The organism is Pseudomonas sp. SCA2728.1_7 (genome assembly GCF_018138145.1).
Taxonomy (GTDB): domain Bacteria; phylum Pseudomonadota; class Gammaproteobacteria; order Pseudomonadales; family Pseudomonadaceae; genus Aquipseudomonas; species Aquipseudomonas koreensis_A.
This window is the reverse complement of record NZ_CP073104.1, coordinates 4,080,374-4,106,234: the sequence shown is the minus strand read 5'-3', so window position 1 is coordinate 4,106,234 and position 25,861 is coordinate 4,080,374. Positions and strand designations below refer to the sequence as shown.

Sequence of the window (25,861 nt, the reverse complement as noted above, 5' to 3'; positions counted from 1 at the left end):
TCAAATCCCCCGAAGAATGCCGCGAATGATAGCGGGGTCGCCAGAAACGACAAACCCCGGATTTCTCCGGGGTTCGTATGGCTGACTCGGTCCACTGTAGGAGTGAGCCTGCTCGCGATCGTGGTGTATCAGACAACAGAGATGTTGAATGTACAGCCCTCATCGCGAGCAGGCTCACTCCTACAGGGATTTGTGTCAGTTCTTCGAGATTTCGCCCGCTGGCAGTTTTTCCTTGCTGCGCCAGTGCGGCAGGGAGTTCCAGTAGCGCTGGCCCTTGGCATCGTCGTACATGCCTTCCCAACGTGCGATAACCAGTACCGCCAGGGCGTTACCAATCACGTTCAGTGCAGTACGCGCCATGTCCATGATGCGGTCGACACCGGCGATGAACGCCAGACCTTCCAGCGGAATACCAACACTGCCGAGGGTCGCCAGCAGCACCACGAAGGACACGCCCGGTACGCCGGCGATGCCTTTGGAGGTGACCATCAGGGTCAGGACCAGCAGCAGCTGCTGGCTGATCGACAGATCAATGCCGTACAGCTGAGCGATGAAGATCGCCGCGATGGACTGGTACAGGGTCGAACCGTCGAGGTTGAACGAATAACCGGTCGGTACCACGAAGCTGCAGATGGCTTTCGGCGCGCCGTAGGCTTCCATCTTCTCGATCACGCGTGGCAGCACGGTTTCCGAAGAAGCGGTGGAGTAGGCCAGCACCAGCTCATCCTTGAAGATGCGCATCAGCTTGATCACCGAGAAGCCGAACAGCTTGGCGATCAGGCCCAGCACCACGAAGGCGAAGAAGGCGATGGCGACGTAAACCAGGATCACCAGTTTGGCCAGCGGCAGCAGTGAGGCGAAGCCGAAGTTGGCGACGGTCACCGCGATCAGTGCGAATACGCCGATCGGCGCATAGTTCATGATCATGTGGGTGACTTTGAACATGCTTTCCGAGACGCCCTGGAACATCTTCACCAGCGGCTCGCGCAGGTCCGACTGCAGGCTCGACAGACCGAGACCGAACAGCACGGAGAAGAAGATGATCGGCAGCATTTCGCCGCGGGCCATGGCCGCGAAGATGTTCGACGGGATCAGGTTGAGGATGGTCTCGATGAACGCGTGTTCATGCTGTACCTCGGCGGCGGTTGCCTGGTACTTGGAGATATCCACCGTGCCGAGGGTGCTCATGTCGATGCCTGTGCCCGGATGGAACAGGTTGGCCAGCAGCAGGCCTACGACGATGGCGATGGTGGTGACGATTTCGAAATAGATGATCGTCTTCAGGCCGATACGCCCGAGCTTCTTGGCGTCGCCCACGCCGGCGATGCCGACGATCAGGGAAGAGATGACGATCGGAATCACGATCATCTTGATCAGACGGATAAAGATATCGCCTGCCGGTTGCAGGACGTTGCTGATCCACCAGGCCTTCTCGGCACTGAAATGGTTGAGCAACGCACCAATTGCAATACCCAAAACCAGACCGATGAGGATCTGCCAGGCGAGGCTAATTTTTGCCTTCTTCATTATCTTTACCCTTACTTGCGTTTGACTCAGGCACATGCAGGAACTGGAACGCTCATTAGCGGAAAAGTCTGTGCATCTGCCTCCGTATAAGGTGCCCCGAAGCGCGTGATTACGGCTCTTCGGCAGGCGAAAAAAGGCGCAACTATTCCGATGCAAGGTTGCGCCGTCTAATGCCGTAAACGCCTACCCTATGCCGAATCGGCATGAGCTTTTTTTAATGAAACTGGCGTCCCAACCGGTTCGATTGTGACATTTCGGCCGGCATAAGTGCCGTGAACCGGTCATCACAGCGAAGGTTGGTTGTTTTTTGAACAAGAAAAATCGACTAAAAACTTAGGAAAAAGCCTACGTTGGAAGACTAGAAGTCCTACTGTTTAAACGGTTTTTTTGTCGATATACGGTCGCCAGGAAACACCGCGTAATGTTTTCGCGCGCAGTGTCAGCGATAAAAGGAACGAGCTGGACGCTCTGGATCAACGTTTTATCTGATTGAAAGCTCAGCGCAAGTCCGTCGAACCACTGTGGGTCGGCGAACCTGCGGCGCAGCTTTTACCCTGACCCGGCCCTTGCGCAGGCACTCCCTGTACCCGTAGGTCACTCCGACCCTGCAACAGTCAGAACGTCCCGGCCCCTTGGTCATGCGCCGGCCTTCCTCAGGTGGGCGCAATGGAGGGCAGCAGGGCGCTGCCCTCATGTTCAAATCAATACCACTTCGGATCTTTCTTCAGGGTTTCCATCAGTAGATCCTGCATACCTTGGTCGGGTTTGCCGAAGAAGCGATAGGTCGCATGTCGCGTCGGTGACTTGTCTTGCGGAAGGCCTTCAGGCACATCAACCAGCATGGCGTAGGCGTCATCCTTGTCAAAACTGAATGCGACGATCAATCGATGATTCAGGCACTTGTCCTGATTCTCGCAGAGCGGGCCGACCAAGTATTTCTCGTCGTCCTCAGTAACCGCGTTCATCTGTTGTTCGGAGGTCCCGGACAGGTTGATCACCCATTCCGGTACGCGCTCTTCTTTCTTGATTACGCCTTCCCAGGTTTCACGGTACTGCTCGTCAGAGGCGAGCAGTTCGTTGACCCGCGCCTGGCCGTCGTTGGCCGCCATCGCCATGGCACTACCGCCCAGAAGCAGGGCGGCTGCCAGTGTCTTCAAAGCACTCATCGTCAACCTCGGCCGCGACGGCCAAAGAAGAAGGAAGCGATGAACATCACCAGGAACACGACAAAGAGAATCTTGGCGATACCCGTGGCGGTGCCCGCGATACCACCGAAGCCCAGTACTGCGGCGATGATGGCAATGATCAAGAATGTAATTGCCCAGCTCAACATGGTGATTCTCCTTACTTCTCTATTTAGGGGTGTTACGTGTTCCGGCGCTGTGCGCCCGAATTCGTTTGCTCTTTAGAAAACCCAACGCTCTTCACGTGGCAGTTGATCCAGTGGCTGCGCCTGATCGACATCCATCATGCGCATCGAGGCGCTCTCGGCCTGGCTGCTGCTTACGGCGCTGAAGTGCGTTTGCGTGTTGTGCTGGATCGAAATCAGCGGCTCAGCCTGCTGGCTGTTTTCCCAGCGCAGGTATTGCTGGCAGGCGATCAGGGTGATCAACAGCGCCAATACGCCAAACAGACCTTGCTGGATGTGCAGTGGCGAGATACGCACTTGGGCGGCACGTTGGCGAGTCATCCTGGGTTCCTCACTCTTATTCGGTTGGGGCAGTTCATTTCTGCCCGGGCTGAGTAAGATATTGCAGCCTGCATGCCAGTTTTTTAATTGAAAAATATCCAATAAAATCAATAAGTTATGCGTATGCAGAAAATCGTTTGCGACGCATCCTGCACGATGGGTCATCTGGGATCGTGCGCAATGCACGATTTTTTCGTAGGAGATTTCATTCTTATGGAATTGAGAGCGGGGCGCAGATGTCAGAAAAGTACGCAGGGAATTCCCTGCAAATCGGTATTTGTTTAAAAAACCAACAAAATCAACGTATTGGCCGTAAAGGCAGGAGAGAGCTACCCTCCTATGGCTGGCATCGTTCAGAATCAACCATGCAACTTGCCCGATTTTTCCGGGACTAACCCAAGACCAATCACTATGGAGCGTAGGAAAAATGGAATCTGCCACTGAGCATCAAGGCCGCATTCTGCTGGTGGACGACGAATCCGCCATCCTGCGTACTTTCCGTTATTGCCTCGAAGATGAAGGCTATACGGTCGCCACAGCCAACAGCGCGGCCCAGGCTGACGCCTTGTTGCAACGTCAGGTCTTCGACCTGTGCTTCCTTGATTTACGCTTGGGCGAAGACAACGGTCTCGACGTGCTGGCGCAGATGCGCATTCAGGCGCCATGGATGCGTGTGGTGATCGTCACTGCGCATTCGGCCGTCGACACTGCCGTGGATGCGATCCAGGCCGGCGCCGCCGACTATCTGGTCAAACCGTGCAGCCCGGATCAGTTGCGTCTGGCCACCGCCAAGCAACTGGAAGTGCGCCAACTGTCGGCGCGCCTCGAAGCGCTGGAAGGCGAGATCCGCAAACCGAAGGATGGCCTCGATTCCCACAGCCCAGCGATGAAAGTTGTCCTGGAAACGGCCCGCCAGGTTGCCAGCACTGACGCCAACATTCTGATCCTCGGCGAGTCCGGTACCGGTAAAGGTGAGCTGGCCCGAGCGATTCATGGCTGGAGCAAACGCGAGAAGAAATCCTGCGTGACCATCAACTGCCCGTCGCTGACGGCGGAATTGATGGAGAGCGAGCTGTTCGGTCACAGTCGCGGTGCGTTTACCGGGGCCAGCGAAAGCACCTTGGGGCGAGTCAATCAGGCGGACGGCGGCACGCTGTTTCTCGACGAGATCGGCGACTTTCCCCTGACATTACAACCCAAATTGCTGCGTTTCATTCAGGACAAGGAATACGAGCGGGTAGGGGATCCGGTCACCCGCCGGGCCGACGTGCGCATTCTAGCGGCGACCAATCTCAATCTCGAAGACATGGTCCGTGACGGGCGTTTCCGTGAAGACCTGCTCTATCGCCTGAACGTCATCACCCTGCACCTGCCGCCACTGCGCGAGCGCGCCGAGGACATTCTGACCCTGGCCGATCGCTTCCTCGCCCGTTTCGTCAAAGAGTACGCACGTCCGGCACGGGGCTTCAGCGACGAGGCTCGCGAGGCGCTGCTGGGCTACCGCTGGCCGGGCAACATTCGTGAGCTGCGTAACGTGGTCGAGCGGGCGAGCATCATCTGCCCGCAGGAACGCGTGGAAATCAGCCACCTCGGCATGGCCGAGCAACCGGCCAACAACGCTCCTCGCGTCGGTGCGGCGTTGAGTCTCGACGAGTTGGAAAAGGCCCACATCGGTGCGGTTCTCGCTACTGCCGGCACCCTGGATCAAGCGGCAAAAACCCTCGGCATCGACGCTTCGACCCTGTACCGCAAGCGCAAGCAGTACAACCTGTGAGTGTCCGGCGATGAAACTGGCGATGAAGTTGCGGACCCGTTTGTTCTTGAGCATTTCCGCGCTGATCACCGTGGCCTTGCTCGGGCTGTTGCTCGGGCTGGTCAGCGTGATGCAGATGGCCGGCACTCAAGAAGCGTTGGTGCGCAGCAACTTCGTCACTCTGGATCTGGGGCTCAAGTTGCGCCAGACGCTGGGTGATCAACTGATCATCATGCTCGCGGAAAAGCCTGATCCCGTGGCGTTCGAAGCGTCAAAACAGCATTACTTCGAATTGCTGGACCAAGGCATCGCCCAAGAGCAAGAGGGCGATGGTCGGCTATACGGCTTCAGTCGGGCAAAAGCGGATTATCTGAGTTTCCTCGAAGCTTTCGATTTGTCCCGTGACCCGGCCAGCTCGATGAGTAGCAGCGCCGAATTCCGGGAGCGCTTCAACACGTTGCGCAACGGACTGATCACCGAACACAAGCATGCACTGGACAACATCAACGCGGTACAGCGTGAGGCGCGTGACCGTGCCTTGTTGATTGCCGGTCTGCTGGGATTTGTCGGGTTGGCGGTGCTGATCATCGGTTTCATCACGGCCCACGGCATTGCCAGGCGTTTTGGCGCGCCGATCGAGGCGCTGGCGAAAGCGGCGGACAATATCGGCCAAGGCAATTTTGAAGTGACCCTGCCGATTTCGTCAGCGATGGAAATGAATCAGCTGACCAAACGCTTCGGCCTGATGGCTGAGGCACTGCGCGAGCATCAGGCGACCAACGTCGATGAATTGCTCGCCGGCCAGCAACGCTTGCAAGCGGTGCTCGACAGCATCGATGACGGCTTGCTGATGATCGACCGTCAGGGAAATCTGGAGCACCTCAATCCAGTGGCTCAGCGCCAATTGGGCTGGGACGATGATCGTCTTGGCCAGGGGCTGGGCACGGCGCTGGAACGCCCAGAGCTGGATGCGCAGCTGCAACTGGTGCTGCGCGGCGGCACGCTGGAGCGGGCGCCGGAAGATTTGAGTATCGAGGTCGACGGCGAATCACGCCTGCTGACCTACAGCCTGACCCCGGTCAGTCACACCCAAGGGCATATTCTCGGCGCGGTGATGGTGCTGCACGATGTCACCGAGCAGCGCGCCTTCGAGCGGGTGCGCAGTGAATTCGTCTTGCGCGCCTCCCACGAACTGCGCACGCCGGTCACCGGTATGCACATGGCGTTCGGTTTGTTCCGCGAGCGGGCGAAGTTTCCAGCGGAGTCCCGCGAGGCTGATCTGCTCGACACCGTGAACGAGGAAATGCAGCGTCTGATGCAGTTGATCAATGACTTGCTCAACTTCTCGCGTTATCAGAATGGCCTGCAGAAACTCACACTGGCGCCGTGCTCCATCGAAGATTTGCTGGAGCAGGCGCAATTGCGTTTTGCCGACTCGGCGGCGGCCAAGGGCATCGCCCTGAATGTCGAAGTACAGGGACCGCTACCACGTTTGCAGGCCGATCAGGCGCAACTCGATCGCGTGCTCGACAACCTGATCGACAACGCCCTGCGCCATACCGCCCGCGACGGTCAGATCCGTTTGCAGGCGCGACGACATGGCGAGCGAGTGATCATCAGCGTCGAAGACAATGGCGAAGGCATCGCCTACGGCCAGCAAGGACGGATCTTCGAGCCGTTCGTGCAGGTCGGCCGCAAAAAGGGCGGCGCCGGGCTTGGTCTGGCGCTGTGCAAAGAAATCGTCCAGTTGCATGGCGGACGCATGGGCGTTTATTCGCGGCCGGGGCAGGGTACGCAGTTCTATATGGCGCTCGCCGTTTAGGCTTCGTCGTCCATACGCCTTCCCGCGAGGCGTCGGCCACGAGTGATGAGTTCGATGAACTGCACCGCGCTCAGCGCATGGGCGAACAACCAGCCTTGACCGAATTTCACCCCTTCGCTACTGAGCAGTTCAGCCTGTGATTCCAGTTCGATGCCTTCGGCAATCACCTTCAGATCCAGCGCCTGGGCCATATGAATGATGTGCGGGGCGACGCCGCTGCTCGCTGCGTCATGGCCGAGGGCGTCGATAAAGGCCTTGTCGATCTTCAGGCAATCGACCGGCAAGGTTTGCAGGTAGGCGAGGCTGCAATAGCCGGTGCCGAAATCGTCGATCAATACCTGATGGCCGACATCGCGCAAGGCTTGCAGGTTTTCCCGCGCCACCACCACGTCAATCAAGCCACGTTCGGTGACCTCGAAGGCAATCTGCCGTGCGGCGACTCGATGCAATGTGAGCAAGCGCGCCATGACCAGACCGATGCGCGGCACCATCACGTCGCAGGCGGCGAGGTTAACCGAGATATACAGTTGCGGATTGGCCCGCAGCACCGGACCCAGTTGTTCCAGCAAACGCTGGAGGACAAAGTCGGTCATCTGGCGAATCTGCCCAGTGTTCTCCGCCATGGGGATAAACAGGTCGGGACTGGTCAGCGTGCCGTCCGGGCGGCGCCAACGCAGCAGGGCTTCGGCGCCGACGCAGTTGCGGCTGTCGAGATCGAAGATCGGCTGATAGAGCACCTGCAGCTCGCCCCGACGAATGGCGCCATTGAGTTCTGCGTCCAGCGATTGGCGCTGGCGCACCAGCAAGAACACAAAGAACCCTAAGAATGCGCCGAGCAATAGGCAGGCCGGAACCATCCACCACCAGATCGCAGGGATGTGCATGCCGGTGCGCGGCGTGATCAGCACCAGTTGATATTCCGGATTGTTGGTGGGCATGCGGTAGATCAGCCGAGTCTGAGTGACCTGTAATGACTCGCGACTTTTCGGTGGCCAATGTTCGGTCGGTGGCCAGGCCTGCGCCGTGCCGAGCACCGGGATCGCCCGGGTACCATGATCGAGTACTACCAGTAGGCTGCTGCCGGGCGACAGATCGACCATGTCGGTCAGATGCCCGCGTGATGTGGCCACACGAAAATTGCCGCGACCCAGCATCAGCGCGGCGCGGTTTTCATCGGGTTCGGTGGTGGTATTGAGCCAATAGCTGTAAGTCGGCCCTCTGATATCCGGCGCCCGTACCACCGACACGCCTTCCTGACGTGGGCGGTTGGAGCAGATACGCGTGGCGTCCATGTAAGCCGCTTCGTAGACGAAGCGATAGTTGAAGGTGACTTGCTGCAGGGTCGCGATCATTTCATCGTCACAACTGCGCAATGGCTGCGCTTCGAGATCGTCGAGACTTTCGCGCAACTGGCCGAACAATTGTTCGAGGCGGGCGAGGAAACGTTCGCCTTGCGCGTTCATTTCCTGACTTTCGCTTTGCTCGACCTGACGCATGGCCACGAACATTCCGCCGGCGATCAGCAGGCAGGCACTGAGGACAGCCGCGATCATCGCCAAAAACCACGGGCGATAGAACCAGCTACGCAGCGTCTCTCGGGTAGCAACCATCATGGAATATCCGAAGAATTACCAATGAGTTATAGCTGCTGATTGCGATTTCGCCCTGACCGTCGGGCGGGCGTCATTATTTTGTCTGATTGAGGACCAGCAGCAGCGCTGCCGTTTGCGCATCCGGCGTGCCGTCGAAGCGCGAAGGCCGGAAGTGCATCTGGAAGGCTGCGAGGACGTGGCGCGTCGCAACGTCCAGTTCGCCGGTTTGCGGCGTGTCATAACCAAGGTGCGCCAATTGCGCCTGGAACCAACTGATGCTCGGCAGTTCGCCGTTGGTGAAGAGCATTTGCTGGCGCGCCACTGCCTGTTCATTCGGCCACACACCCAAACTCTCCGCGGCCAGGCGTTTCCACGGAAACAACGGCCCGGGATCAAGCTTGCGCAGCGGCGCGATGTCGCTATGGCCGATGATGTGTCGCGGGCTGATGCCATTGCGTTTGCTGATGTCTTTGAGCAGGACGATCAATGATTGAATCTGCGCTTCGCTGTACGGATACCACAGCCGCCCGGTCGGCGTGTCCTTGAAGCCCGGATTGACGATTTCGATGCCGATCGAGCTGGAGTTGAGCCAGGTGCGGCCTTGCCATTGGCTTTCGCCGGCGTGCCAGGCGCGCTGGTTTTCATCCATCAGCTTGTAGACAGTGCCGCTCTTGTCGTCGCCGATCAGGTAATGGCTGCTGACTTCGCCGTGGGTCAGCAGTTGCAGCGAGCGCTCCAGCGAGGCCGACGTGTAATGCACGACCACAAACTGAATGCGGCTGTCGTAATTGGCCGAAGGATGGCTGGTGTCATAACGCGGGCTGCTGGCACAACCGGCCAGAACGAGCAGCGACGCGAGGAGGGCAAAGAATTTCATGGCAGAAGGCAGTACACGCAAGACAGTAATGCAACAGTGTAACGTACTGCCTTGCGTCTCGACGGTCAGCGGGCGGATTTAAACAAAATGGAACAATTTGCTCAGCCCAGCTCGACCCGGTTGCGTCCTGCATTTTTAGCGCGGTAAAGCGCCTGATCGGCTCTTTTCAGCACCAGATCGCTGTGTTCTCCAGCGCGGAATGTTGCCAGTCCCATGGAAATGGTGATCGTCACGCGCTCGCCCTTGAAGTGGAAAGGGCAGGCTTCGATCGCTGCGCGCAGGGTTTCCAACAGTTTGGCGCCGACTGCCGGCGGCGTTGCCGGCATCAACAGAACGAACTCTTCCCCGCCGAAACGGGCAATGAAGTCCGAGCCGCGCAGGCGTTTGCGCAACACGGTGGCAATGATCTTCAGCACCTTATCGCCGGCCAAATGGCCGTAGTTGTCGTTGATGCGTTTGAAGTGATCGAGGTCGAGCATGGCCAGGCTCAGGGTGTTGCCATGCTGTTGCCACTGCTTGATTTCATGCTCGAGGCGTTCGCTCCACGCAGCGCGATTGGGCAGGCCGGTGAGCGGATCGATCAAGGCTTTCTGTCTTTGTACTTCAAGATGTTCGCGGAAACCCTGGGCTTCCTGCTCCATATGCGCCACGCGTTCGGACAGGCTTTTGAGCCGCGTGGCGACTTCCTGTTCGCGGGCATCGCGCTGCTTCTGGTGCTGGTCCATGGTGCCGAGCAGGCCTTCGAGATGGTTCTCCAACACGTGCTTGAGGTCTTCCAGATCCGCCGCTTCCTGCACGCTGGTCTGCAAACCATCGACTTGCTCGCGGATCTGCGTGTCCATGGCCCGCGCCGCCGAGCTGTTGTCGGCATGTCCTTCACTGGCAGCCTGCAGATTGCTCTGGAACGCTTCGAGGCGTTCGTTGAGTTGCTGCAGGTAGGCTTCGAATTCGTGCTGACCGCTGTCGGTGATCGCCAGCATCAACGTCGCCAGATCGTCGAGGATCGGGATCAATTCGTACCAGTTCAGACCGTGTTTGAGCCGCTCACGCATGGCTTCGGCTTGTGGACGGTGACGTTCCGGCAGGGTCAGGTCGTCGAGCAGCCCGATCAGGGTGTCTTCGATGTGTTTGGCCACGGAGCTGTAAGACGGCTCCGGGGTATCCGGCAGGGCGAACAGGATGTCGTGCTCGGGCTGCTCCGGGTCGATGGCGGCCAGCGCTTGGGCAATTGGCTCGGGCAGTGGCAGGCTGTCGAGGATCAGCGGTGTCGGATCGCCGGGGTGGATCAGTTCATCAGGGTTGATGGCGGCAGGCGCGATGGGCGTCTGAGCTGGAACTGCGGCGAAAACAGGCTCGGGCTCGAAGTGCTCAGCCTGCGGTTCGAGCGGAGGGCTGCTGACTGTGCTGACAACCTTCGGTGGCACAAAGGTAACCACCTCTGCCGCTTCCGGTGCCAAATGAGCCTGGGCGGCTGGCGTCGTTGTTTCGGCAGTTGCAGGTGCTTCTATGGCAGGCGCTGCCGTCACGGCTTCGATCGCCGCGACAGGGGCGGGCTGTGCGGCTTCTGGTTCGGGCGCCGATGGGGCAAGCGGTTGCGGCGGCGTGGCTTGCAGCGGCGCGGGTGATTCTGTCGCTGGCGCCTCTTCGCTGTCGCGGCTACCAAACAGCCGTTGCAGCAGACCCGGGCGACCCGGCTCTGCCGGGGTGTCCAACTGACTTAACGCTTTGCCCTGCAAACCGCTGAGCTCACTTAACAGCAATGGCATTTCCCGCGCCGAACCGACGCGGCCATCCAGTTGTTTGGCGAACTTCTTCAGTGGCTGAGCGACTTCACGCGGCAGCGGCAATGCCTGCAACTGGGTGACCAGCGACGTCAGCGCGGTACTGACCTGATCGATGCGGGTTTCGCGACGCTGCTCGGAATCGAGCACGGCTTTTTCCAGACGCGGCAGCAAGGCGGCGAGGCCGGCGTCCATGTCGTCGGTGCGCACCACGTCGCGCATCTCTTTCATGCACTGATCAACGACTTTATCGGTGCCTTCGGCCGCCAGCGTGCTGCGCACCAGGCCGCGACGCAGCAAATCGAGCCTGGCGGCCCAGCGGCGTTCAAGTTTGTCCTGTTGTTCGATGCTTTTGAGGTACTTCTCTTTCCAGCGCTGGGCGTCGTCGCTCATTCAGGGGTTCCGCGAGGGGCAGGACTCAACGCGGGCAATGCATCGGCCGTGAGCGAACCCGGCAGACGAATCTCTACCGCGACCGGCAGGTGATCGGAAATCGGTTGTGCCAGCACTTCGACCTTTTCCAGGGTCAGGGTCGGGCTGAGCAAAATATGATCAAGGCAACGCTGTGGGCGCCAGCTGGGGAAAGTCGCTTCCACCTGCGGGGCCAGCAGGCCGAGATCGCGTAACGGAGAATGTTGTAGCAGATCGCTGGCGTGGGTGTTCATGTCACCCATCAACACTTGGTGTTTATAGCCACCGATCAGCTCACGAATATAGGCCAGTTGCAGGCTGCGGGTTCGCGCGCCAAGGGCCAGGTGCATCATCACCACCACCAGCGCTTCCGGGCCTTCGCCGAAACGCAGCAGAATCGCTCCACGACCTTTCGGGCCGGGCAGCGGGTGATCTTCAATCGCCGACGGTTTCAGACGACTGAGCACGCCATTGCTGTGCTGAGCGAGTCGGCCGAGGTTGCGATTGAGTTGTTGATACCAGTAGGGAAAGGCGCCGAGTTGCGCCAGATGTTCGACCTGATTGACGTAGCCCGAACGCAGGCTGCCGCCATCGGCTTCCTGCAGAGCGACCAGATCGAAGTCGCCCAGCAAGTCACCGATCTTTTGCAGATTGCCTGAGCGCCCGGTGTGCGGCAGCAGGTGCTGCCAGCTACGGGTCAGGTAATGCCGATAGCGCTCGGTGCTGATGCCGACCTGGATATTGAAACTGAGCAGACGCAAACGCTGGTCTGCGGGCAGACCCGTGGACTCCAGGTGATGCTCGTTGACCTGCGGATCATGCAGGCCAACGATGCGTTCAGACTTCCAGCGGCGCATGGCGGTTGCCGCGCTTAGTTGGCAGCAGCCTTGGTTGCCGCTCGCTCTTTGGCGACCAGTTGGTCAGCCAGTTGCAGCGCTTGCTCGGCACCACCGGCAGAGCCGATGTCAAAGCGGTACTTGCCGTTGACGATCATGGTTGGCACGCCAGTGATTTCGTACTTCTTGGCCAGTTCGCGAGCTTTTACGATCTGACCTTTGATGGCGAACGAGTCGAAGGTGGCGAGGAACTTGTCCTTGTCCACGCCTTGGGTGGCGAGGAAGTCAGCCATGTCGTTCTTGTCGGTCAGCTTCTTGTGTTCTTTCTGGATTGCGTTGAACACGGCGTTGTGAACCTTGTGCTCGACACCCATCGCTTCCAGGGTCAGGAACATTTGACCGTGAGCGTCCCACGGGCCGCCGAACATGGCCGGGATGCGCACGAAGTTGACGTCGGAGGGCAGTTTTTCAACCCATGGGTTGATCACCGGCTCAAACGCGTAGCAATGCGGGCAGCCGTACCAGAACAGCTCGACCACTTCGATTTTGCCAGGCTCTGCAACCGGCACCGGGTTGGCCAGTTCCACGTAAGGGGCGGCAGGTGCTTCGGCGGCTTGAGCGGTCACGCCGAACAGGCTGGCAGCGACGAGAGCGGCGCTGATGATCAGATTACGCATGCTTTACTCCTGGACAATTTTGGTCGCCTCGCGCGACCTGTTTTCAGACAGATCCTGGCGGGCATGAGTTCTGTAGTGTAACGGTAGCGGCCACAAAAAAGGGCGGCCAAAGCCACCCTTTTTATACTTGCTGCGACGGATTAATCGAGCGTTAACGTTGCAGGAGATGTCCATCGCCTGCAGTGCTCGATCCGTAGGCCTTAGTGCAGACCCTGAATGTAGCTGGAGACCGCTGCGATGTCTTCGTCGCTCAGGCGTTTGGCGATGGTTTGCATGGTCATGGTGTCGCCGTCGTTGTTGCGGCCGCCTTCTTCCTTGCGGAAATCGGTCAGTTGCTTGGCGATGTATTGAGCGTGTTGGCCACCCAGGTGTGGGAAACCGGCAGCGGCGTTGCCGGCGCCGTTCGGCGAGTGGCAACCGGTGCAGGCTGGCAGGCCCTTGGCGAGGTTGCCGCCACGGAACAGCGCTTCACCGCGCGCGACGATCTTCGGATCGGCGGCGCCGACGCTGCCTTTCTGGCTGGCGAAGTAGGCGGCGATGTCGGCCAGGTCCTGATCGCTCAGGTTGGTCAGCAGCCCGGTCATTTCCAGAACGGTGCGCTTGCCCGACTTGATGTCGTGCAGTTGCTTGGTCAGGTAGCGTTCACCTTGACCGGCCAGTTTCGGAAAGTTTGGCGCCATGCTGTTGCCGTCCGGGCCATGGCAGGCTCCACATACGGCGGCTTTTGCCTGGCCTGCTGCGGCATCACCGGCAGCATGGGCGAAGCCTGAGATTCCCACGGTCAACAGCAGACTCACGATCAATTTGTTCATCAGCTAATCCAACTACGGCTAAGGGTTAAGTTATGGACCGGGTTTACTCGCTCATCCACAGGATGATGGCTTGGTAATCCTCGGCACTGCAGTCCATGCACAAACCACGCGGCGGCATCGCCTTGAAACCCTGGGTCACGTGTTGCACCAGCGTCCCCATACCTTTCGCCAACCTCGGCGTCCAAGCTTCCTGATCGCCTCTTTCGGGCGCCATGGGTAGTTGGCCGGAATGACAGGCACCACAAACACGGTTGTACACAGCTTCCGGATCCTGTGTAGCCTGTGCGCTGTAAAGCGGCATCAAGACTCCGGCAGCCAGCAGCCATTTCGTCATAAAACGACCTTTTCAGGGTTGAGAGCGTTCTGCGTTCTAATGCGCAATCAAGGTCTGTCGCTCTCGTGAACTTCATCCTACGCTGGGACAAAGCACACACAAAATCTGCGGCATTATATACTGGCGTCACTGAAACGGAAGCGACACCGCGTTCCGCGCCCAATCCCGGCGCCGCCCACATCGGAAATCCCATGCAACTCAAGAATCCCATCCTCGGCCTGTGCCAACAGTCCACGTTCATGCTCAGTGCCGCCAAAGTCGATCAATGCCCTGACGACGAAGGCTTCGAAGTGGCGTTTGCCGGTCGTTCCAACGCCGGCAAATCCAGCGCACTGAACACTTTGACTCACGCCAGCCTGGCGCGTACCTCGAAAACCCCGGGTCGCACACAGCTGTTGAACTTCTTCAAGCTAGACGAAGATCGCCGTCTGGTCGACCTGCCGGGCTACGGTTACGCAAAAGTACCGATCCCGCTGAAGATGCACTGGCAGCGTCACCTTGAGGCTTACCTCGGTGGCCGTGAGAGTTTGAAGGGTTTGATTTTGATGATGGACATCCGTCATCCAATGACCGACTTCGACCTGTTGATGCTCGACTGGGCCGTTGCGGCCGGCATGCCGATGCACATCCTGCTGACCAAGGCCGACAAGCTCACCTACGGCGCAGCCAAGAACACCCTGCTCAAAGTGCAGTCGGAAATCCGCAAGGGTTGGGGCGACCTGGTCACCATCCAGCTGTTCTCGGCGCCAAAACGCATGGGCCTGGAAGAGGCCTACACTGTACTGGCCGGCTGGATGGAACTGGCTGATAAGGGTGCCGAGGCGGCTGAGTAAACAGGGATTAGAAAATTGGCTGTGGTGCGCTCAGGCAAGGCGAAAGCACAGCTAAAAAGCGGAGTTTAGGGTACCTAAATGAGCATTTTTAGCTGTGCTTTCAACGCAGTCTGAGCGTGCCACAGCCAATTTTCGGGCAAAAAAAGCCCCGGACTTCATTGGGGAGGGAGAAGTTCCGGGGTTTAAGTTCCGAACCGCTAGGGCGGGGTTCAGATATCTGCCAACACTTAACACAACATAGGAGCATCGAAGGGCTTCACCAGCCATTCAGTATCTCTGAGTAGTGTCCTTCCAGATTAGTTCAGAATTTTTTCAAAAAGCTTTGGAATAATCCCAAGCGCTTTTCGAAATAAGCAGGTTTTACCGGCGTTGCCGCGACAACAGGTCGCGGCAGACCGAGATCAAATGGCTCAGTGAGCCTCATCCCAATTGTTGCCCACACCCACTTCGACCAGCAGCGGTACATCCAGCTTCGCCGCTTCGCTCATGTGCACGCGAATCTCGGCGCTGACCTGGTCGACCAGATCCTCGCGAACCTCCAGCACCAGTTCATCGTGCACCTGCAGGATGACTTTGGCGTCCAGCCCCGACGTCGCCAGCCAGTTATCCACCGCCACCATGGCTTTCTTGATGATGTCGGCCGCCGTGCCTTGCATCGGCGCGTTGATCGCCGTGCGCTCGGCGGCGGCGCGCTCCTGCGGCTTGTTCGAGTTGATTTCCGGCAGGTACAGGCGACGACCGAAGAAGGTCTCGACATAACCCTGATCCGCCGCCTGCGCGCGGGTGCGCTCCATGTATTCGCGAACCCCCGGATAGCGGGCGAAGTAGGTGTCGATGTAAGCCTTGGCGGTCTTGGTGTCGACGCCGATGTCCTTGCCGAGCTTCTGCGCGCCCATGCCGTAGATCAGGCCGAAGTTGATCGCCTTGGCGCCACGGCGCTGGTCGGAGGTCACTTCGTTGAGCTCGACCTTGAACACTTCGGCTGCGGTCGCGGTATGCACGTCCAGATTGTTGCGGAAGGCGTTCATCAGGCCTTCGTCCTTGGACAGGTGCGCCATGATCCGCAGCTCGATCTGCGAATAGTCCGCCGCCAGCAATTTATAGCCCTTTGGCGCGACGAAGGCCTGACGGATGCGCCGGCCTTCAGCGGTACGCACCGGGATGTTCTGCAGGTTTGGATCGCTGGAGGACAAGCGACCGGTCGACGCTACAGCCTGATGATACGAGGTGTGAATACGCCCGGTGCGCGGGTTGATCTGCTCCGGCAGGCGATCGGTGTAGGTGCTTTTCAGCTTGCTCATCGAACGGTGCTCCATCAGCACCTTCGGCAAGCGGTGATCGTCTTCAGCAAGTTTCGCCAGCACTTCTTCAGCAGTGGACGGCTGACCTTTGGCGGTCTTCTTCAGCACTGGCAGGCCGAGTTTCTCGTAGAGAATCACGCCCAGTTGCTTCGGCGAGCCGAGATTGAATTCTTCCCCGGCGATCTCGAACGCTTCGCGCTCCAGCGCGACCATTTTGTTGCCCAACTCGATGCTCTGGATGCCGAGCAGCTCAGCGTCGACAAACGCGCCTTGGCGTTCGATACGCGCCAGCACCGGCACCAGCGGGATTTCGATGTCAGTCAGCACGCTGGCCAGGCTCGGAATGGCGCTGAGTTTTTCGAACAAGGTCTGGTGCAGACGCAGGGTGATGTCGGCGTCTTCGGCGGCGTACGGGCCGGCTTGTTCCAAAGCGATCTGGTCGAAGGTCAGCTGCTTGGCGCCTTTGCCGGCGATGTCCTGGAAGCTCACGGTGGTGTGATCCAGGTACTTCTGCGCGAGGCTGTCCATGTCGTGACGGGTGGCGGTGGAGTTGAGCACGTAGGACTCAAGCATCGTGTCGAAGGCGATGCCGCGCACGGTGATGCCGTTGTTCTGGTCGCCACCGATGGCGCAGTTGGCCAGAATATTCATGTCGAACTTGGCGTGCTGGCCGACCTTGAGTTTGCTCGGGTCTTCGAGAATCGGCTTGAGTGCGCGCAGCACGGTGTCGCGATCCAGCTGTTCCGGCACGCCGATGTAGGAGTGGGTCAGCGGGATGTACGCGGCTTCGTTGGCCTGCACGGCGAACGATAGACCGACCAGTTGCGCCTGCTGTGCGTCGATGCCGGTGGTTTCAGTATCGAAGGCGAACAGTTTGGCGTTCTTCAGTTTTTCCAGCCAGACGTCGAAACGCGCCTGATCGAGGATGGTTTCGTACGCGGCTTCAGCAGGCGCGGCGGGCGCTTCCTCTGCTGGCGCGCTGAACAGATCGCCAGCCGGCGCAGGCTCGCTGGCTGCGCTCAGTTCCAGACGTTTGGCGTCGCGATCCAGATCGTTGATCCAGCTTTTGAATTCCAGCAGCGAGTACAGCTCGTAGAGCTTGGCCGGGTCTTCCGCGCCCATTTGCAGGTCGTCGAGTTCGACGTCCAGCGGCACGTCGACTTTGATGGTCGCCAGTTGATAGGAGAGGAACGCCATCTCCTTGTGCTCTTCGAGCTTGGCCGGCAGGGTTTTCGCGCCGCGAATCGGCAGGGTCGGGACGATGTCGAGATTGGCGTACAGCTCGGTGAGGCCGCCATTGACCCCGACCAACAGGCCGGAGGCAGTTTTCGGGCCGATGCCCGGAACGCCCGGAATGTTGTCGGACGAATCGCCCATCAGCGCCAGATAATCGATGATCTGCTCCGGTGCGACGCCAAATTTCTCCTTAACGCCCTCCACGTCCATCGAGCTACCGGACATGGTGTTGACCAAGGTAATGTGGCCGTCGACCAGTTGCGCCATGTCCTTGTCGCCGGTGGAGATAACCACCGGGCGATCCGCCGCCGCGCTGCTGCGGGCGAGGGTGCCGATGACGTCGTCGGCCTCGACGCCTTCCACGCACAGCAGCGGGAAACCGAGGGCGATCACGCTCTGGTGCAGCGGCTCGATCTGCACGCGCATGTCGTCGGGCATGCTTGGGCGATTGGCTTTGTATTCGGCGTACATCTCATCGCGAAATGTCCCACCCTTGGCGTCGAACACCACGGCGAACGGGCTGTCCGGGTACTGCTTGCGCAGACTCTTGAGCATGTTCAGCACGCCTTTGACCGCACCGGTCGGCAGGCCTTTGGAAGTGGTCAGTGGTGGCAGCGCGTGAAACGCGCGGTACAGGTAAGACGAACCGTCCACCAGGACGAGGGGGGCTTGGCTCATGAGCAGGATCAACCTTTTCGGCGGGTCCGGCGCTAGAATAGCGGGACCGTTGACGACAAAGGGACAAGGTTATCATGCGTACGTTAAATCGCTTGCTGCTGGTCGGTCTGATTGCTGTCTCACCTATGGCCGCGATGGCGGCGGATGATGCGCCTGCCTCGGAGCCGGAAGTTACGATCAACACGCACACGGAAGGCGACAAGGTCATCCAGGAATACAGTCGCAGTGGCTTCGTCTATGCGATCAAGGTCACGCCAAAGGGTGGCAAACCGTATTTCCTGGTGCGCGCCGATGGCACGGACGCGAACTACATTCGCTCCGACCAGCCGGATATGCTGATTCCGTCGTGGGAAATCTTTACCTGGAAGTAAGTTTCCCGACTTTTAATCGGCGTCGCCTGACCGCGACGCCTGAACTGAGCAGTTTTTAACCATGTCTGTGTTCACTCCCCTGGCTCGGCCCGAGCTGGAAACCTTTCTCGCCCCTTACGGGCTTGGCCGTCTGCTTGATTTCCAGGGGATCGCCGCCGGCAGCGAAAACACCAATTTCTTTATAAGCCTGGAGCAGGGCGAATTCGTCCTGACCCTGGTCGAGCGCGGCCCGGTGCAGGAGATGCCGTTCTTCATCGACCTGCTCGACGTGTTGCATGAAGCCGACTTGCCGGTGCCTTACGCACTGCGCACCACCGACGGCGTGGCGTTGCGTGAGCTGAAAGGCAAGCCGGCACTGTTGCAACCGCGCCTGTCCGGCAAGCACATCAAGGTCGCCAATGCCCAGCATTGCGCGCAGGTCGGCGAGTTGCAGGCGCATCTGCACCTGGCGACCCAGGGCGAGCGCATGATCAAGCGCAAGACCGATCGTGGCCTCGACTGGATGCTGGAGGAGGGCACGGAGTTTCTTTCGCACCTGAGCGATGAACCGCGTGCCTTGCTGCAAAAGGCGCTGGATGAAATCACCGAGCGCAAAGACAAGATTCTTGCGCTGCCTCGGGCGAACATTCATGCGGATCTGTTTCGCGACAACGCGATGTTCGAAGGCACGCACCTGACCGGGCTGATCGACTTCTACAACGCCTGCTCAGGGCCGATGCTGTACGACGTGGCGATTGCCTTGAACGACTGGTGTTCGGACGAGGAAGGTTTGATCGATGGCCCACGTGCCCGCGCGTTTCTCGGCGCCTATGCGGCGTTGCGACCGTTTACGGCGGCGGAGGCTGAGTTGTGGCCGACCATGCTGCGCGTGGCGTGTGTGCGGTTCTGGCTGTCGCGGTTGATCGCGGCGGAGCAGTTCGCCGGGCAGGACGTGTTGATTCACGATCCGCAGGAGTTTGAGCAGCGCTTGGCGCAGCGGCAGCAGGTCAGTACACCGTTGCCTTTCGCCCTTTAAAAGCTTCGTCGGAACGCCGCCCGGAGCAGGCTCGCTCCCACATTGGTTCTGGGCCGGGCACAAATCTAATGTGGGAGCGAGCCTGCTCGCGAAGACGTCGGTACATTCAGTCTCTATATTGACTGACACACCGCTTTCGCGAGCAGGCCGCTCTCACATTTATTGAGTTGTTACAACGATTCCAGGCATCCCGCCAAATCGTTACCCAACTTCTCCAGCACCTGCTCATAGCCCTGAGCCGTCGCCGGGGTGTACCCGCCCAACGCATCCAGCTCAGCCAGTTTCACCGGCAAACCCGCCACCAGCGTCTCCGCCAGACGCGGCCGCAATGGCGGCTCACTGAACACACAAGTCTTGCCCACTTCCTGCAAGCGCTTGCGCATCGCCGCAACATGCTGCGCACCGGGCTGCACTTCGGCGGCCACGCTGAACACACCGGCATGCTTCAGGCCATAAGCTTCTTCAAAGTAATCAAACGCCTCGTGGAAGACGAAGTACGGCTTGCCTTCAACACTGGCCAGACGCTTCTTCAAACGCTGATCCAGCGCGTCCAGACGCTCGTCGAATGTTTTGGCATTGCTCTGATAACGCTCGGCGTTAGCCGGGTCGGCGGCGCTGAGGTCTGCGGCCATTTTGTCGGCAATCACCCGCGCGTTGACCGGCGATAGCCACAAATGTGCATCCAGTGTGCCCGGACGATGATCGTGATCATGCTCGTCGGCGTCTTCGGCGTGGGAGTGGCTGTCCTCAGCAAAACGCCGCAGCTTCATCCCCGGCAAATCCTGCACCGCGACGCTCGGCAGCGTACGACTGCTCAGTACGCGTGGCAGGAAACCTTCCATGTCCGGGCCGATCCAGTAGAGCAGATCCACCGATTGCACCTTCCGTACGTCGGATGGGCGCAGGGCGTAATTGTGTGGCGAAGCACCCGGCGGCAGCAGCACTTCGGGAATCGCCACGCCGTCCTGCACGGCCGCTGCAATCAGCTGCAACGGTTTGATGCTGGTGAGGACTTTGACCTCGGCCTGAGCCGAACCGATCAGCAGGAAACTGGCGACAAAAGCCACAAAAACAGAAAAAAGTCGGGACACGATGACCACTCAAGGAGGCGAGAACGGGTAACATAATAACGTCTCTATCAAAACTCGTCGCCGCCCATGCCTATTACACCGATTGCCAGCCGTCCCCACGACCACTCTCATTGCGTGCACAGCGCTTTGTCCGAGGCCGATACCTTGTGCGCCCAGAAAGGCTTGCGCCTGACCGCGTTGCGCCGCCGGGTGCTGGAATTGGTGTGGCAGAGCCACAAACCGCTGGGCGCCTACGACATTCTTGCCGTGTTGAGCGAGCAGGACGGCCGCCGCGCCGCGCCGCCGACCGTGTACCGTGCGCTGGATTTCCTTCTGGAAAACGGCCTGGTGCACCGCATCTCCTCGCTCAACGCCTTTGTCGGCTGCGTGCATCCGGAACACGCGCATCAGGGCCAATTCCTGATCTGCCGCGATTGCCACGCCGCCATCGAGCTTGAACAAAAAGTGATCAGCGACGCGATCATCAACAGCGCCAAAGACGTTGGTTTCATTGTCGAAGCGCAGACCGTCGAAGTCGTCGGCCTGTGCTCCGGTTGCCAGGGGGCTTGATGAGCAATGCGCTGATCCGTCTGGAGCAGGTCGCCGTCACATTTGCCGGGCAGACCGTGCTGGACAACATCGAGCTGAGTGTCGAGCCGGGGCAGATCGTCACCCTGATCGGTCCCAACGGCGCCGGCAAGACCACGCTGGTGCGCGCCGTGCTGGGCCTGTTGAAACCGGACAGCGGCAGCGTCTGGCGCAAGCCGAAACTGCGCGTTGGCTACATGCCGCAAAAACTCCACGTCGATCCGACCCTGCCGCTTTCGGTGCTGCGCTTTCTGCGGCTGGTGCCGGGCGTTGATCGTCCGCGTGCGCTGGGCGCATTGAAAGAAGTTGGCGCCGAACACGTTATCGACAGCCCGGTGCAAAGCGTTTCCGGCGGTGAAATGCAGCGTGTGCTGCTCGCTCGGGCGCTGCTGCGTGAACCGGAACTGCTGGTGCTCGATGAGCCGGTACAAGGCGTCGACGTTGCCGGCCAGGCCGAGCTGTACAGCCTGATCACTCGTCTGCGCGATCGCCATGGTTGCGGCGTGTTGATGGTGTCCCACGATTTGCATCTGGTGATGAGCACCACCGATCAGGTGGTCTGCCTCAACCGTCACGTCTGCTGCTCCGGGCATCCCGAGCAGGTCAGCGGCGATCCGGCGTTTGTCGAACTGTTCGGCAAGAACGCGCAGAGCCTAGCGGTCTATCACCACCATCACGACCACGCTCACGACCTGCACGGCTCCGTCGTCAAAGGGCCGGTAACGGGTCAACCCCACGTTCACGGAGACAACTGCAAGCATGGCTGATTTTCTGTTGTATGCCCTGCTTGCAGGTCTGGCGTTGGCGATCGTTGCAGGTCCGCTGGGTTCGTTCGTGGTCTGGCGGCGCATGGCCTATTTCGGCGATACCCTGTCCCACGCCGCGCTGCTCGGCGTGGCGCTGGGCTTTTTGCTGGATGTCAGCCCGACCGTCGCGGTCACCGTAGGCTGTCTGTTGCTGGCGGTGCTGCTGGTCACGCTGCAACAGCGCCAACCGCTGGCGTCCGACACGCTGTTGGGAATTCTCGCACCGAGCACGCTCTCTCTCGGCCTGGTGGTACTAAGCTTCATGCATGAAGTGCGGATCGACCTGATGGCCTATCTGTTCGGCGACCTGCTGGCGATCAGCCCGACCGATCTGGCGTGGATCCTCGGCGGCAGTGCGGCGGTGCTGGTGTTGCTGGTGACGCTGTGGCGGCCGTTGCTGGCGATTACCGTGCACGAAGAATTGGCCAAGGTCGAAGGCCTGCCGGTCGCGGGCCTGCGCATGGCGCTGATGCTGTTGATTGCGGTGGTGATCGCTGTGGCGATGAAAATCGTCGGTGTGTTGCTGATTACGTCGCTGTTGATCATTCCGGCGGCTGCGGCACAGCGTCACGCCCGCTCGCCGGAGCAGATGGCACTGGGCGCGAGCCTGCTGGGCATGCTCGCGGTGTGTGGCGGGCTGGCGTTGTCGTGGTTCAAGGACACCCCGGCGGGGCCGTCAATCGTTGTGACGGCGGCCGCACTGTTTCTGCTGAGTTTTGTTCTGCCCCGCCGCGGGGTGTAGACTTGGCCGCTTTTTGCGCAAATAGAGAGTCGCAGGAATGAAGCCGTTCGCCTCCCGTTATCTGCTCCTTGTCGCATTTTCAGTGCTGCTGGGCGCCTGCCAAAGTACGCCGCCGGTGGCTGAAGTCCCCGATGCGCGGGCTACGGCCATCGCACAGCTGGAGCAAAGCCTGGCCAGCAGCGAACTGGCCACTGCCGAAGACCAGTTGGCCGCTTTGCAGAAAGAAACCCCCAACGATCAATCCCTTGAGCAATACCAGCGGCAGCTTGCCGAAGCGTATCTGCGCCGCAGCCAGATCGTGCTGCAGAAAGGTGATGTTAATGCCGCCGCCACCGCGTTGAGCCGTGCCCGCGCATTGATGCCGAAAGCCCCGGCGCTGACCGGTGGTGTGAATGGCGCCATCACTGAAGCGCGCAAGGCTGAGCTGGAAAAGGCTGAAGCGGCGCTGTTGGCAGCCGAAGCGAAGCCGAAAGCCAAGGTGATCGATCCGACTGCCGAGAGCACCACAGTCGCGCTGAATATCACTGATAGCCGCAAACTTCGCCGACAACTGGATGCGATCGCCGCTGATGTGGTGAATTATGAGTGTGGGGTGACCATTCAGGCGCCACGCACGAATGACTATCCGTGGTTGGCGACGTTGCTGACCAAGCGGGTCAAGAAATTGAATCCGGATTTTGATCTGAAGATTGTGAAGCAGACCGTGCGCACCGTGCCTGCGCAGATGGTTCTGAGCCCGCGTAAACCTTAAAAAGCATCGCGAGCAGGCTCACTCCTACATTTGATCTCGGTGTGACACCCATTCTGTGTTCACCGAAGATCTCCTGTAGGAGTGAGCCTGCTCGCGATAGCGTCCTGCCAGTCAGCAAAATCCTTAAGCCGGAATGGCCTTCGCCTTAGGCTCCCGATCCCAAACCCGATGCTGCCCGATCGCCGCGAAGAATGGTTTGGTCAGCGCCGGTACATCCTTGCCTTGCAACAACCCGGCATCCGCTTCCAGTTTCAGCAGATCCTGCAATTGCTTGGCATCGCCGTGCAACGCAATCGCCTTCAAGTGCTTGTACGCCTCCAGCAGGTAATGCAACGCCACGCCGTCGCCGCTCAGCGCCTTCACCGACGCCGCGCCACCCGGCACAAACACCGCGTCAAAAATCACCGACGGCATGCCTTCCATCGAAGCATCCACTGGCAACATTTTGCCGTCTGCGGTCTTCACCGGCGCCGAAGTCGGGCCGAGCAATTTCGCATGCGCACCCTCAGCGGCCAATGCCTTCTTCATTGCATCAATCGCCGCACCATCGACGCCGTTGGCCGCAAGAATCGCTACTTTTCGAGTTTTTATGTTTTCTGGCAGCAAATTAGCCTGACTCAATGACGGCGAGTGATCGAAAGACACCTTGCGCGCATCCACCGTGCCTTTGGTAGGTGCAGGCAGACCTAGATTAGCCGCCACGCGCTTGGCCAGTTCCAGATCGATGTTGGCGAGAATCTCGTTCACCTCCCGCGCACGGATGAACTCGCGCTCAACCTTGCCCAGCTCGAAGCTGTAAGCGGCAATGATGTGCTCCTTCTCGTGATCGCTCATGCTGTTGAAAAACAACGTCGCCTGGGAGAAGTGATCGCTGAACGACTCGCTGCGCTGGCGGATCTTGTTCGCATCGATGCGCTCTGGATAACTTTCGAAACCACCGTCCTGCGCGGCTGGCGGCGTTTCTTTCGGCCAGCCGCCATCAATCGAGTTTGGCTCATAGGAGGCGCGGCCCTTGTCGATCACCGTGCGGTGCTGCGCATCGCGCTGACCGTTGTGGAACGGCGCCACCGGGCGGTTGATCGGCAACTCATGAAAGTTCGGCCCACCGAGTCGGCTGATCTGCGTGTCGGTGTAGGAAAACAACCGACCTTGCAGCAACGGATCGTTGGAGAAATCGATGCCCGGCACGATGTGGCCAGGGCAGAACGCGACCTGCTCGGTCTCGGCAAAGAAGTTGTCCGGGTTACGGTTCAGCGTCATCTTGCCGAGCGGTGTGATCGGCACGATTTCTTCGGGGATCAGCTTGGTCGGGTCGAGGATGTCGAAATCGAAGTCGTGCTCGTTTTCCTCCTCGATGATCTGCACGCCGAGTTCCCATTCCGGGTAGTCGCCCATTTCGATCGCTTCCCAGAGGTCGCGACGGTGGTAGTCGGTGTCTTTACCGGCGAGTTTTTGCGCCTCGTCCCACACCAGTGAGCAAGTGCCGGCAGTAGGGCGCCAATGGAATTTGACGAAGCGCGATTTACCCTCGGCGTTGATCAGGCGGAAGGTGTGGACGCCAAAGCCCTGCATACTGCGCAGGCTTTTCGGGATCGCCCGGTCGGACATCGCCCAGATGACCATGTGCGCCGACTCCGGCACCAAGGACACGAAGTCCCAGAACGTATCGTGCGCCGAGCCGCCAGTCGGGATTTCATTGTGCGGTTCGGGTTTCACCGCGTGAACGAAGTCGGGAAACTTGATCGCGTCCTGAATGAAAAACACCGGCATGTTGTTGCCGACCAGGTCGAAGTTGCCTTCATCAGTGAAGAACTTCACCGCGAAACCGCGCACGTCACGCACGGTGTCGCCGGAGCCACGCGGGCCCTGCACGGTGGAAAAGCGCACGAACACCGGCGTCTTTTTGCCCGGATCCTGTAGGAAACCCGCCTTGGTCAGCGTCGAATGGTTCTCGTAGGCCTGAAAGAAGCCATGCGCCCCGGTGCCGCGTGCGTGGACGATACGTTCCGGGATCCGCTCATGGTCAAAATGCGTGATCTTTTCGCGCATGATGAAGTCTTCCAGCAGCGACGGCCCACGCGGGCCGGCCTTGAGGGTGTTCTGGTTGTCGGCGATCTTCACGCCCTGGTTGGTGCGCAGCGCCTGGCCGGTGGCGTCGGAGCGAAACTTTTCCAGGCTGTCGAGTTTGGCGTTGGTGTTGGCGCGATCCGGGGTATCGGTACCGGCCATCTGGCTTTTATCGGTCGTAGGCTTCTTGCTCATCAGTCGTAAACTCCTCGGTTGACCCCGTGGTTTGCCGGGGACTCTTGAGTGGTTCCCGGGCACGGCACCCAGGGTTTTCAAGTCGCTTACTTAGTG

General features: G+C 59.5%; 23 protein-coding genes. 9 read left to right on the top strand and 14 right to left on the bottom strand.

Annotated features, from left to right (window positions below; all coding sequences use genetic code 11):
• Positions 1–195: 195 nt before the first annotated feature.
• The 4 genes from gltP to KBP52_RS18210 form a co-directional block, all read right to left on the bottom strand.
• The gene (gene gltP, locus KBP52_RS18225) at positions 196–1,527 is read right to left on the bottom strand and encodes a glutamate/aspartate:proton symporter GltP (RefSeq protein WP_034152229.1); all 1,332 of its coding nucleotides are present in this window, start codon (positions 1,525–1,527) and stop codon (positions 196–198) included.
• 701 nt (positions 1,528–2,228) lie between these two features.
• Complete coding sequence (locus tag KBP52_RS18220; protein WP_077575191.1) at positions 2,229–2,693, bottom strand: inhibitor of vertebrate lysozyme family protein; 465 nt, start codon at positions 2,691–2,693, stop codon at positions 2,229–2,231.
• Between the two features lie 2 nt (positions 2,694–2,695).
• On the bottom strand, positions 2,696–2,860 hold the full coding sequence (locus tag KBP52_RS18215) for a DUF1328 domain-containing protein (RefSeq protein WP_003177151.1): 165 nt from the start codon (positions 2,858–2,860) through the stop codon (positions 2,696–2,698).
• 72 nt (positions 2,861–2,932) lie between these two features.
• Positions 2,933–3,217 (bottom strand): hypothetical protein, encoded by a 285-nt coding sequence (locus tag KBP52_RS18210; RefSeq protein ID WP_077575192.1) that lies wholly within the window; start codon positions 3,215–3,217, stop codon positions 2,933–2,935.
• A gap of 427 nt (positions 3,218–3,644) precedes the next feature.
• On the opposite strand from KBP52_RS18210, the gene algB reads away from it, so the two are divergent.
• Both algB and KBP52_RS18200 read left to right on the top strand, forming a co-directional pair.
• Complete coding sequence (gene algB, locus KBP52_RS18205; RefSeq protein ID WP_025112294.1) at positions 3,645–4,991, top strand: sigma-54-dependent response regulator transcription factor AlgB; 1,347 nt, start codon at positions 3,645–3,647, stop codon at positions 4,989–4,991.
• A 10-nt stretch (positions 4,992–5,001) separates the two neighbouring features.
• The gene (locus KBP52_RS18200; RefSeq protein ID WP_212620690.1) at positions 5,002–6,792 is read left to right on the top strand and encodes an ATP-binding protein; all 1,791 of its coding nucleotides are present in this window, start codon (positions 5,002–5,004) and stop codon (positions 6,790–6,792) included.
• Here the strand turns inward: KBP52_RS18200 and KBP52_RS18195 are convergent.
• The 7 genes from KBP52_RS18195 to KBP52_RS18165 form a co-directional block, all read right to left on the bottom strand.
• On the bottom strand, positions 6,789–8,402 hold the full coding sequence (locus KBP52_RS18195) for an EAL domain-containing protein (protein ID WP_212623143.1): 1,614 nt from the start codon (positions 8,400–8,402) through the stop codon (positions 6,789–6,791). The genes KBP52_RS18200 and KBP52_RS18195 overlap by 4 nt on opposite strands.
• A 76-nt stretch (positions 8,403–8,478) precedes the next feature.
• The gene (locus tag KBP52_RS18190) at positions 8,479–9,261 is read right to left on the bottom strand and encodes an N-acetylmuramoyl-L-alanine amidase (protein ID WP_212620689.1); all 783 of its coding nucleotides are present in this window, start codon (positions 9,259–9,261) and stop codon (positions 8,479–8,481) included.
• Between the two features lie 101 nt (positions 9,262–9,362).
• Positions 9,363–11,435, bottom strand: a complete 2,073-nt coding sequence (locus KBP52_RS18185; RefSeq protein WP_212620688.1) for a GGDEF domain-containing protein — start codon at positions 11,433–11,435, stop codon at positions 9,363–9,365.
• Positions 11,432–12,310 (bottom strand): endonuclease/exonuclease/phosphatase family protein, encoded by an 879-nt coding sequence (locus tag KBP52_RS18180; RefSeq protein ID WP_038364999.1) that lies wholly within the window; start codon positions 12,308–12,310, stop codon positions 11,432–11,434. Before KBP52_RS18180 ends, KBP52_RS18185 begins: the two co-directional genes overlap by 4 nt.
• Before the next feature lie 14 nt (positions 12,311–12,324).
• A complete protein-coding gene (locus tag KBP52_RS18175) occupies positions 12,325–12,966 on the bottom strand; it encodes a thiol:disulfide interchange protein DsbA/DsbL (protein ID WP_077575197.1) in 642 nt (213 codons plus the stop codon).
• A gap of 200 nt (positions 12,967–13,166) precedes the next feature.
• Positions 13,167–13,778, bottom strand: coding sequence for a c-type cytochrome (locus KBP52_RS18170; RefSeq protein WP_016986443.1), 612 nt, complete (start codon positions 13,776–13,778; stop codon positions 13,167–13,169).
• Between the two features lie 43 nt (positions 13,779–13,821).
• Positions 13,822–14,112: a c-type cytochrome gene (locus KBP52_RS18165; protein ID WP_016986444.1), complete on the bottom strand. Its 291-nt coding sequence runs from the start codon at positions 14,110–14,112 to the stop codon at positions 13,822–13,824.
• Positions 14,113–14,303: 191 nt separating this feature from the next.
• On the opposite strand from KBP52_RS18165, the gene yihA reads away from it, so the two are divergent.
• Positions 14,304–14,945 (top strand): ribosome biogenesis GTP-binding protein YihA/YsxC, encoded by a 642-nt coding sequence (gene yihA / locus KBP52_RS18160; protein WP_007911767.1) that lies wholly within the window; start codon positions 14,304–14,306, stop codon positions 14,943–14,945.
• Between the two features lie 410 nt (positions 14,946–15,355).
• Here the strand turns inward: yihA and polA are convergent, their stop codons facing one another.
• Positions 15,356–18,160 (bottom strand): DNA polymerase I, encoded by a 2,805-nt coding sequence (polA, locus tag KBP52_RS18155; RefSeq protein ID WP_212620687.1) that lies wholly within the window; start codon positions 18,158–18,160, stop codon positions 15,356–15,358.
• 74 nt (positions 18,161–18,234) lie between these two features.
• Between polA and KBP52_RS18150 the strand changes: the two genes are divergently transcribed.
• Entirely contained in the window at positions 18,235–18,531 is a 297-nt protein-coding gene (locus tag KBP52_RS18150) for a DUF2782 domain-containing protein (RefSeq protein WP_077575200.1), read from the top strand.
• Positions 18,532–18,592: 61 nt separating this feature from the next.
• Entirely contained in the window at positions 18,593–19,546 is a 954-nt protein-coding gene (locus tag KBP52_RS18145; RefSeq protein ID WP_212620686.1) for a homoserine kinase, read from the top strand.
• A 170-nt stretch (positions 19,547–19,716) separates the two neighbouring features.
• Here the strand turns inward: KBP52_RS18145 and KBP52_RS18140 are convergent, their stop codons facing one another.
• On the bottom strand, positions 19,717–20,637 hold the full coding sequence (locus tag KBP52_RS18140; protein WP_116028678.1) for a zinc ABC transporter substrate-binding protein ZnuA: 921 nt from the start codon (positions 20,635–20,637) through the stop codon (positions 19,717–19,719).
• A gap of 66 nt (positions 20,638–20,703) precedes the next feature.
• On the opposite strand from KBP52_RS18140, the gene KBP52_RS18135 reads away from it, so the two are divergent.
• Genes KBP52_RS18135 through KBP52_RS18120 form a run of 4 tightly spaced genes read left to right on the top strand, consistent with a single transcriptional unit; the run spans position 20,704 to position 23,503 of the window.
• On the top strand, positions 20,704–21,186 hold the full coding sequence (locus KBP52_RS18135) for a Fur family transcriptional regulator (RefSeq protein ID WP_007911760.1): 483 nt from the start codon (positions 20,704–20,706) through the stop codon (positions 21,184–21,186).
• Positions 21,186–21,971 carry a zinc ABC transporter ATP-binding protein ZnuC gene (gene znuC / locus KBP52_RS18130; protein ID WP_077575203.1) on the top strand — a complete coding sequence of 262 codons (786 nt, stop codon included), beginning with the start codon at positions 21,186–21,188 and terminating at the stop codon, positions 21,969–21,971. The genes KBP52_RS18135 and znuC overlap by 1 nt, the downstream gene beginning before the upstream one ends.
• Positions 21,964–22,752 carry a zinc ABC transporter permease subunit ZnuB gene (gene znuB, locus KBP52_RS18125; RefSeq protein WP_007911758.1) on the top strand — a complete coding sequence of 263 codons (789 nt, stop codon included), beginning with the start codon at positions 21,964–21,966 and terminating at the stop codon, positions 22,750–22,752. The genes znuC and znuB overlap by 8 nt, the downstream gene beginning before the upstream one ends.
• 37 nt (positions 22,753–22,789) lie before the next feature.
• Positions 22,790–23,503 (top strand): PA5502 family lipoprotein, encoded by a 714-nt coding sequence (locus KBP52_RS18120; RefSeq protein ID WP_008081221.1) that lies wholly within the window; start codon positions 22,790–22,792, stop codon positions 23,501–23,503.
• Positions 23,504–23,626: 123 nt separating this feature from the next.
• Here KBP52_RS18120 and katE read toward each other — a convergent pair whose 3' ends face one another.
• Positions 23,627–25,768 carry a catalase HPII gene (katE, locus tag KBP52_RS18115; protein ID WP_212623142.1) on the bottom strand — a complete coding sequence of 714 codons (2,142 nt, stop codon included), beginning with the start codon at positions 25,766–25,768 and terminating at the stop codon, positions 23,627–23,629.
• Positions 25,769–25,861: the final 93 nt, after the last annotated feature.

Excerpts from the sequence above, each read along its gene's own strand:
- KBP52_RS18135 (WP_007911760.1), top strand. The coding sequence starts at position 20,704 with ATGCCTATTACACCGATTGCCAGCCGTCCCCACGACCACTCTCATTGC.
- KBP52_RS18210 (WP_077575192.1), bottom strand. The coding sequence starts at position 3,217 with ATGACTCGCCAACGTGCCGCCCAAGTGCGTATCTCGCCACTGCACATC.
- KBP52_RS18150 (WP_077575200.1), top strand. The coding sequence starts at position 18,235 with ATGCGTACGTTAAATCGCTTGCTGCTGGTCGGTCTGATTGCTGTCTCA.
- KBP52_RS18180 (WP_038364999.1), bottom strand. The coding sequence starts at position 12,310 with ATGCGCCGCTGGAAGTCTGAACGCATCGTTGGCCTGCATGATCCGCAG.
- znuC (WP_077575203.1), top strand. The coding sequence starts at position 21,186 with ATGAGCAATGCGCTGATCCGTCTGGAGCAGGTCGCCGTCACATTTGCC.
- znuB (WP_007911758.1), top strand. The coding sequence starts at position 21,964 with ATGGCTGATTTTCTGTTGTATGCCCTGCTTGCAGGTCTGGCGTTGGCG.
- KBP52_RS18195 (WP_212623143.1), bottom strand. The coding sequence starts at position 8,402 with ATGGTTGCTACCCGAGAGACGCTGCGTAGCTGGTTCTATCGCCCGTGG.
- KBP52_RS18175 (WP_077575197.1), bottom strand. The coding sequence starts at position 12,966 with ATGCGTAATCTGATCATCAGCGCCGCTCTCGTCGCTGCCAGCCTGTTC.
- KBP52_RS18170 (WP_016986443.1), bottom strand. The coding sequence starts at position 13,778 with ATGAACAAATTGATCGTGAGTCTGCTGTTGACCGTGGGAATCTCAGGC.
- KBP52_RS18220 (WP_077575191.1), bottom strand. The coding sequence starts at position 2,693 with ATGAGTGCTTTGAAGACACTGGCAGCCGCCCTGCTTCTGGGCGGTAGT.
- KBP52_RS18145 (WP_212620686.1), top strand. The coding sequence starts at position 18,593 with ATGTCTGTGTTCACTCCCCTGGCTCGGCCCGAGCTGGAAACCTTTCTC.
- yihA (WP_007911767.1), top strand. The coding sequence starts at position 14,304 with ATGCAACTCAAGAATCCCATCCTCGGCCTGTGCCAACAGTCCACGTTC.
- KBP52_RS18200 (WP_212620690.1), top strand. The coding sequence starts at position 5,002 with ATGAAACTGGCGATGAAGTTGCGGACCCGTTTGTTCTTGAGCATTTCC.
- KBP52_RS18185 (WP_212620688.1), bottom strand. The coding sequence starts at position 11,435 with ATGAGCGACGACGCCCAGCGCTGGAAAGAGAAGTACCTCAAAAGCATC.
- KBP52_RS18120 (WP_008081221.1), top strand. The coding sequence starts at position 22,790 with ATGAAGCCGTTCGCCTCCCGTTATCTGCTCCTTGTCGCATTTTCAGTG.
- algB (WP_025112294.1), top strand. The coding sequence starts at position 3,645 with ATGGAATCTGCCACTGAGCATCAAGGCCGCATTCTGCTGGTGGACGAC.
- KBP52_RS18190 (WP_212620689.1), bottom strand. The coding sequence starts at position 9,261 with ATGAAATTCTTTGCCCTCCTCGCGTCGCTGCTCGTTCTGGCCGGTTGT.
- gltP (WP_034152229.1), bottom strand. The coding sequence starts at position 1,527 with ATGAAGAAGGCAAAAATTAGCCTCGCCTGGCAGATCCTCATCGGTCTG.
- KBP52_RS18215 (WP_003177151.1), bottom strand. The coding sequence starts at position 2,860 with ATGTTGAGCTGGGCAATTACATTCTTGATCATTGCCATCATCGCCGCA.
- polA (WP_212620687.1), bottom strand. The coding sequence starts at position 18,160 with ATGAGCCAAGCCCCCCTCGTCCTGGTGGACGGTTCGTCTTACCTGTAC.
- KBP52_RS18165 (WP_016986444.1), bottom strand. The coding sequence starts at position 14,112 with ATGACGAAATGGCTGCTGGCTGCCGGAGTCTTGATGCCGCTTTACAGC.